Genomic DNA, 7866 nt, shown 5'->3' on the forward strand with positions numbered 1-7866 from the left:
GCACGGTGTCCTCCAGAATCGACGACCACAAAATGGCAATCTGGGAAACAGAGACGGGTAAACTTTCGCAGACTTTTGGCCTGCGTAAAAACGAGAAATATAAACTGTCGGCCGACTTGTCGACCATCCTGGTTCTGGAGTCGCCGAACAAGTGGCGGGTGCAGCAGGTTGCCACTGGCCAGGTGCTGCATCGGGAACAGACTGAGCTCAAGGGTGCATATTTCACGCCAGACAATAAATACCTGCTGGCTTTTTTCAACGGCAAGGCCCAACTGTATGATATGAAAGATTTTGTCAGCCGGCTGACACTGCCTACTGCAGGCGATACACCGAAGGCGGAATTGAGCCCGGACGGCAATATGCTTGCCATGGCCGAAGACAATAAATATATCCGCTTGTGGAACCTGGAGCGCAAACAGGCTGTCGGGCAGAAAATTAGAAATGACGCTGCCGGCGGCTATTTGAAATTTTCCAGGGATGGCCAGGTGCTTTTCGCCTCCGATCCGCTGGACATGCGCAATGATAAAGGCATTGCCATGTATGACACCAAAACCGGGATGCCCGTTGTGATGCCATTTGCCATCGGTCGGATAAACGACGTGGTGTTGTTGCCCAATGGCAAAGACATCCTGACGCTGGATACACGGAGCAATCAGGCAATACTGAATGCCTGGGCAGTGCCGGATGCGTTGCTTGGTCCAGTGCAGGAGCTGGCCGATCAGAGTGAAATCTACTTTGGAAAAAAGTATGACAACGACGCCGCGGCAGTGATCGACGCGCCCAGGGTGGCGCAACGCCCTGAATCATGGTTCTTTCAGGATCCGTACAATCGCCCTTTAGTGCCGGATTCTACGGTACCGCTGACGGCTTATATCGAAAAACAACTTCCCATACGCAATGTGGAGCAACTGCGTCTGATCTACAACTATTGGCGCTTTCATCCGCTGGCGCGGGCTGCGCTTGCCGTGTATTTCAGTCAGAATAAGGACACCGCGTTTATAGCCAATAGTCTGATACGCATGACTCAACTACAACTGTGCAGAGTAAAGGATGAAAGTGTCAGGCAGAAAACCCTCGCACTGCTTGGACAGGCGCAGGAAAACGTGCAGGAGCATCCGTAAATGAAAATATCGCGCCGTACAAAAAGCATTCTGGTCATGCTGGGTGGGCTCGCTGTCATCGTGCTGACCTGGAGCGGCCTTGGGCAGCACTACCCACAGATAAATGAATGGCTCTATTTGCCCGAAAGACTGTATCGTACCTTGCGAACGTTGATGGGATCGGATCCGGTAGCGTTGTCATTGCCGCCGGAAAACCTGCCATGGCAACTGACATTGGTAAAAATCGTGGTGACGTTGGCGCTGTTGGCAGGGATGTACCGGATCGCACAGAAGCTCTTTGTTGAGTACTACACCCAATTTCGGCTGCTGTTCAGGCGCAACCAGATACTGGTGATTGGCATTAATCAAAAAGGCCAGGCATTGCTGAGCGACTTGAAGCGCGCTCACGATACAACGGGGGTGGCCATCGAACTGGATGCTGATCACTGCAATGCGCGGGCGCTTCGGCGCGACGGCCATCTTGTTTATTTTGGCGATGGCACGCAAAGCACGGTGCTCCAGGATGCAGGTATTCGCAGCGCGCGATTCATGATTTGTTTTCTGGATAAAGAGCAGACCACCATCAATGTGGTGCGGGCACTGCATCAGATCACGCAAAAACAGCCGGAGAAATATCAGGTGCGCTGTTTCCTGCATATAGGCAACGCCAAGGTCAGCGCCATGCTCCAGCAATCAGACTATTTCGAAGATGAAAAGAAAAACGGCATTGACTTGAGGTTTTTCAATCACCATCAGATGATTGCACGGCAGTTCTTTTCACGGCTTGCTTATGATTATGCCCAGAATATGTGCGATCCCAATGCTGCCTTTCGGCTAATTGTCTTTGGCACCGGAGACACGGCCAAAGCCTTGCTGGTACAGGCCCTGCAGGTGATGCATACGATCAACCCGGCCTCACCCGACATTATTGTGTATGGTGCAGACGCCGAGCAGGCCGGCAGGCAACTGGCTGCCGAGTATCCGGGCGCCGCAATGGTGTCGTCGATCAAGTATATGCCGTTTGATGGCGCTTATGATCATATATTGAATGAGTTAGTCATTGATCCACCGGCTCATCTTGTCCCCGTGGTGATTGTCGCATTTGACGACGATTCGGCCAATCTGAAACTGTCGCTGGAAATATTGCATGCGACGCCCGCAGCCGCGTTTCGTGTGTTCGCCTTGAACTATCACAATGATGGCCTGAATGCGCTGCTCAAGTCCCGTCAGAGCAGATTGAACCGCCTGATTTTTTTTGGCAGTCTGGAATCGGTGTGCCAGGTGGAGCTGATTACACAGGAACGGCTGGATGTCACGGCGCGCAGCATTCATGAAGACTATCTGCAGCAACTTGCACCGCAGCAGGGTTCACTCAGCGAAAGCGACGCTTATAAGCAATCGTGGGACATGTTGAATGAACAGGCCAAGGACGCGAACCGTGCACAGGCGGACCATATTGCCTACAAACTGGCCATGTGCGGGAAGCTGGCGCTAACACAGGAGGAGGGGGCAGGCGTGCAGGACGCGCTCTCATTTACCGCCGACGAGGTCGAAATGCTCGCACAGGTGGAGCATACACGCTGGATGGCGCAACGTTACCTGGCGGGCTGGCGTTACGGCACTCTGCGTGATGACCGGCGGCGCTTGCATCCTTCTCTGGTGGAATGGGCGATGCTTCCCGAGGCCGAAAAACAAAAGGACCGGGACGTTGTATTACGCATTCCCCACCTGGTGCGCGGTAATGAAGCTAAACCGACTGTCTGAGTTTGCTGTTGGCGCGCCCGGACGCCGCTTTCGGTGTATATTGTGCGAGTTCGCAGTGAGTGGCGGTGAGCCGGCTTGACTGTGGCCCGATGGTGTCGCTGCATGGTCAGCAGCCTTTTGACGGTTGTCCTGCGACGCCGTCGTCAACGATGGTAAGCATAAGTTGTGGTAACCGATAATCCAGAAATAAAGACGCCTGCATTATTGCAGGCAAAAAATCTCAGTCGCAACGATCCGTTAAGCGGTCATATATTGCTGCATCCGGCAAACTGTACAGTCGAGCCCGGTGATCGTATCGCGTTGTCCGGCGCCTCTGGCTCCGGAAAAAGTATATTTGTACGGACCCTGGCCTTACTGGACAAGCCCGATGCTGGCGAACTGATCCTTCACGGCAAGCCGGTACAACGGGCCGACGCATGTCGCTACCGAGCTCAAATTGCCTATATCCGGCAAAGCCCGGTGCTGCTGCAGACCAGCGTCGAAGGCAATCTGACCTTTCCTTTCGGACTTACCGTGAACCGGGATAAAAAGTACGATCGGCAGAAAATCGAACTGTTTCTGCACGCTATTGACCGCCCCAGCGCCTTTCTGGCCAAGGATTCGGACACGCTATCAGGAGGAGAGAAGCAACTAGTCTGCCTGTTGCGCGTATTGCAGCTGGATCCCTGTCTTTTGCTGCTGGACGAGCCTACCTCAGCGCTGGATGAGTCTACAGCGCAACTGGTGGAAAAGCTGATTGAGCACTGGATGTATGTGAACGATCGTCGCACGGCGACGCTGTGGATCAGCCACGATGAGCAGCAAAAGGCCCGGGTTGGGAATCGTGTATGGCAAATGAAAAGCGGCCGCCTCACGACCGATGAAATAGCGGAAGGGCAAGAATGAACCTTGAATATATGGAAATATCGATCGGTGAAATCGGCCTGGCGGCATTGCTTATCCTGGCCAACGGATTGATTTCATTGCTGTTGCGCTTAAAGCTGGAAAGGCAATTGTTGATTGCCTCTGTACGGATGGTGGTGCAGCTGTTTGCCATCGGTCTGATTCTCAAATGGGTGTTTGCTGCCGACAAATGGTATATCGTGCTCGCGATCATGACTGTGATGACCGTCATTGCCGGGCTTGCCGCCAGAAACCGCAGTCGCATTCGTTACCGGGGCATGCAATTGGATGCCCTGTTTTCAATCTGGATACCGTCGTGGCTGGTCATGGCCATTGGTCTGGTATTGATCATGCGTATACAGCCTTGGTATTCCCCTCAATATGTGATTCCGGTGCTGGGTATGATCATGGGCAATACCCTGACCGGCGTGTCGCTGGGGCTCGATCGCATTACCAGCGAACTGACGCAGCGGCGCGATCACGTAGAGATGATGCTCTCGCTCGGCGCCAGCGGCTGGGAGGCCTATCGCGAAGCGGCGCAGATGGCGGTGCGGGCAGGGATGGTGCCCACCATCAACAGCATGATGGTGATCGGTCTGGTCAGCCTGCCGGGCATGATGACCGGTCAGATCCTGGCGGGCCAGGACCCGGAGCAGGCCATCCGTTACCAGATTCTGCTGATGTTCCTGCTGACCGCTTCTTCGGCTATTGCATGCGTGCTGGCTATTTTGCTGGTCTATCGGCGTGTGTTCAGCCCGCAGCATAATTTCCTGTATTGGAAGTTGCACGAGTCTGCCTAGATACTGCATAAGGATTCAGGGTAGCGGCATCGGACAAAGGGATATGGTCCGGCTGTAAGTTTCCACGAAGGAAACCGGCAGCCGGATTTTTTTATGCCCCACGACAACGCTCGGGCACGTGGGGCCGGGACCCTGTCGTAATTCACTTGTCATCATTTCGACTGTAATTAAGGGTTTTCCCCAGATGGCTGGTGAACGCAACGTCTATACACTGTATCCATAATATAGAAATAATTCCATATTATGGATTTATGAGTACAACAAAGCGCTCTTGCCCGTTTCGTGGGCCGAGCGCGCCAAGCCAATTCCCTTTACTTTATTGAATATCTCCGGAGACAAATCTGTCATGATCTACCCTCGTCGTGCCGTGCTGCCCTTACTGATTGCCTGTGGCGGCCTGGCCTCTGTTCCCGCCCTGGCTGCAGCGGCAAATGCCTATCCTGCCCAGCCCATTACACTTGTGGTGCCGTTTCAACCTGGCGGCGGCACCGATGCCGTTGCCCGCAGTTTTGCCAAGGCCGCGGAACAGCACTTTCCCAAAGGCATGATCGTGCTTAACAAGTCTGGCGCGGGCGGCGCGGTGGGGTGGAAGTATGTGCTTAATCAGAAACCGGATGGCTATACCCTGGCTGTGGTGACTGGCGAGTTTGTGACATTGCCGCTGCTCAATCTGTTTGACCGTTCTTACAAGGATTTCACGCCGCTGGTTCAGTTAAACGCCGATCCAACAACACTGGTGGTGCACAATGATTCGCCCTATAAATCTGTAGAGGATTTTCTGGCTGCTGCCAAGAAAAACCCTGATGGCATGAATGTGGGAACCCCGGGCACTGGCGCTGTTTACGATGTTGCGCTCAGTGCATTCGAGGTCAAGTCGGGCACCAAGGTGACGCATGTTCCCTATCCCGGCTCGGGGCCGTCGTTGCTGGCGTTGCTGGGTAAACAGGTCGATGCCGTGGCCACCAGTCCCGCTGAAGCGGCTGAATACGTTCGCAGCGGCAAAATGCGCCTGCTGGTCGTGATGAACGAGGAACGCGTGCCAGAGTTCAAGGATGTACCAACCGCAAAAGAAAAAGGGATTGACGTCTCCTATGGTACCTGGCGCGGCGTTGCGGGCCCCAAAAATATGCCGGTCGAAGCGGTCAGGGTGCTCAAGGAAGCATTTGAGAAAGTGGCGCAGGATCCGGAACTGATCAAGTCCATCAAACAGCAGAATCTGGGCTATGTGTATGCGGACGGCGAGGCATTTGAGCAGAAGATGGCTATGGAAACAGACGGATACAGCAAGGTTCTGAAAGAACTGGATATCAAGTAACCCAGACCGTTTTCAGAACTCACATTTGACATATCGCCCCACATGGATGGGGCCAAGGAATTGTTATGACCGAACCCACTCCCTATCGTTACCCCAATCCGAAAGAAGCATTGAAAGACATTGTCGTGCCCAATGCCGTTCCTGACGACGAACGCATCTGGGTCCCGCAGGCGCCCAATGTATGGTTTCGTCCGCTCTGCCTGAACGTCTCGCAGGGATACTGGATGAATCTTTTGCGCGTCAGAAAATCGGGCGTGCTCAGCTGTCATCGGCACCCCCAGCCGGTACACGGTTATGTGATCAAAGGCACCTGGCGTTATCTGGAGCATGACTGGGTAGCTACAGAAGGTAGTTATGTTTTTGAACCGCCCGGTGAAACCCATACGCTGTATGTGCTCGAAGACGTGGAAGAGATGATTACCATGTTCCAGGTCAACGGCATTATGTATTACGTGGACAGTGAAGGAAATCACACTGGCTACGAGGATGTCTTCACCAAGCTGGACATGTGTCGCAAGCATTATGAAAGCGTCGGCCTGGGCGCCGATTATGTCGACCAGTTCGTACGTTGATCATGAATAGCAAAGCCAATTATGATTTTTCACACCGCAATGCCGTCGTGACTGGCGGCAGCAGCGGGATTGGCCTGGATATTGCGCAACGCCTGCTGGCTGCCGGGGCTAGTGTGACAGTCTGGGATTTGAAGGCGCCGCCGCAGGCATTGCAGCAGCAGGGTATGCAGTTTAATTCGGTTGACGTTTGTGATAACCGTTCCGTACAAGACGCTTGTAATGCAGTGGTTGCCAGTTGCGGGTCTATCGATATGCTGGTCAATTGTGCCGGATTCGCCGGTTCTACATTGCCGCTGGAAGAGACCGATCCGCAGGAATGGCAAAGGGTGATTGCCGTCAATTTGCTGGGAGTCTATAACACGTGTCGGGCGGCCGTTCCTGTGATGAAGCAGGCTCATGCGGCACGCATCGTCAACATCGCCTCGCTGGCAGGCAAGGAAGGTACGCCAAATGCTTCGGCGTATAGTGCGGCCAAAGCGGCGGTGTTGGCACTCACCAAATCACTGGGCAAGGAACTGGCCCACACCCCGGTCCGTGTCAATGCCATTGCGCCAGCCGCAATTAACACGACGCTGCTGCAGCAGATGGCGCCGGCGCATGTGCAGACCATGATAGATAAAAGTCCGATGAAGCGGCTGGGCGAATGTGAAGAAGTGTCCGAAATGACGCTATGGCTGCTGTCCGCTTCATGCTCGTTCAGCACGGGTGCGGTGTTTGACCTGTCTGGCGGTCGCGCCACCTATTGATAATATTTGGAAAATTCATGAGTTTCAGACAAAATTTGCTTGAAGGAAAAACCGTGGTGGTTACCGGCGGTACCCAGGGAATTGGACGCGCCATTACAGAAGAACTGGCCGCGCTGGGCGCACAGGTTTATGCTGCCGGCCTGCCATCGCCCGGCCAGGAACCATACCGCCATGCGACAGTGACAGAAGCCATTGTTGATGTGACCAGTGACCAGGATGTGGCGGCGTTCGCAGCGTCCCTGGACAAAGTGGATGTGCTGATCAATTGCGCGGGCATCATCGCCCGGGTCGAGGAGTTCAAATTACCCGTGTTCGAGCGGGTGATTGATGTCAATCTGGTGGGCACCATGCGTTTGTGCGAGGCCTTGCGTCCCTTGCTTGCAGCATCTACCGGTTGTATTGTGAACATGGCCTCCATGCTCAGCTTTTTTGGCGGCGGGCTGGTGCCCGGTTATAGTGCCAGCAAAGGGGGTATTGCGCAACTGACCAAATCGCTGGCCATCGCCTATGCGGCAGACGGCATTCGCGTGAACGCGGTTGCCCCGGGCTGGATCGCCACACCCCTGACCGAAGCGCTGCAGAACGATGAGAGCCGGGCCCGGCCCATTCTGGACCGCACGCCGCTCAAGCGCTGGGGAACCCCCGAAGATGTGGCCCGCGCAGTGACCTTTCTGTGTTCGGATGCGT

The 7866-nt window shown here is 54.4% G+C and carries 8 protein-coding genes; all 8 read left to right on the forward strand.

What is annotated here, in order from left to right; translation table 11 throughout:
* Positions 1-1121, forward strand: a 1121-nt coding sequence (locus tag INT32_RS21670; protein ID WP_226817346.1) for a WD40 repeat domain-containing protein, incomplete at its 5' end; no start/stop codon positions are given.
* Positions 1122-2864 carry an NAD-binding protein gene (locus INT32_RS21675; RefSeq protein WP_193090764.1) on the forward strand — a complete coding sequence of 581 codons (1743 nt, stop codon included), beginning with the start codon at positions 1122-1124 and terminating at the stop codon, positions 2862-2864.
* Between the two features lie 165 nt (positions 2865-3029).
* On the forward strand, positions 3030-3749 hold the full coding sequence (locus INT32_RS21680; protein WP_193090765.1) for an ATP-binding cassette domain-containing protein: 720 nt from the start codon (positions 3030-3032) through the stop codon (positions 3747-3749).
* Complete coding sequence (gene fetB, locus INT32_RS21685) at positions 3746-4546, forward strand: iron export ABC transporter permease subunit FetB (protein WP_193090766.1); 801 nt, start codon at positions 3746-3748, stop codon at positions 4544-4546. Before INT32_RS21680 ends, fetB begins: the two co-directional genes overlap by 4 nt.
* A 346-nt stretch (positions 4547-4892) precedes the next feature.
* On the forward strand, positions 4893-5861 hold the full coding sequence (locus INT32_RS21690) for a tripartite tricarboxylate transporter substrate binding protein (RefSeq protein ID WP_226817347.1): 969 nt from the start codon (positions 4893-4895) through the stop codon (positions 5859-5861).
* Between the two features lie 65 nt (positions 5862-5926).
* Positions 5927-6433, forward strand: a complete 507-nt coding sequence (locus tag INT32_RS21695) for a 2,4'-dihydroxyacetophenone dioxygenase family protein (RefSeq protein ID WP_193090767.1) — start codon at positions 5927-5929, stop codon at positions 6431-6433.
* Between the two features lie 2 nt (positions 6434-6435).
* The gene (locus tag INT32_RS21700) at positions 6436-7179 is read left to right on the forward strand and encodes an SDR family NAD(P)-dependent oxidoreductase (protein WP_193090768.1); all 744 of its coding nucleotides are present in this window, start codon (positions 6436-6438) and stop codon (positions 7177-7179) included.
* A 17-nt stretch (positions 7180-7196) separates the two neighbouring features.
* On the forward strand, positions 7197-7866 hold a 670-nt coding region (locus INT32_RS21705), incomplete at its 3' end, for an SDR family NAD(P)-dependent oxidoreductase (protein WP_193090769.1).

Origin of the sequence: Advenella sp. FME57, assembly GCF_014897675.1 — a bacterium.
Lineage (GTDB): Bacteria > Pseudomonadota > Gammaproteobacteria > Burkholderiales > Burkholderiaceae_B > Advenella.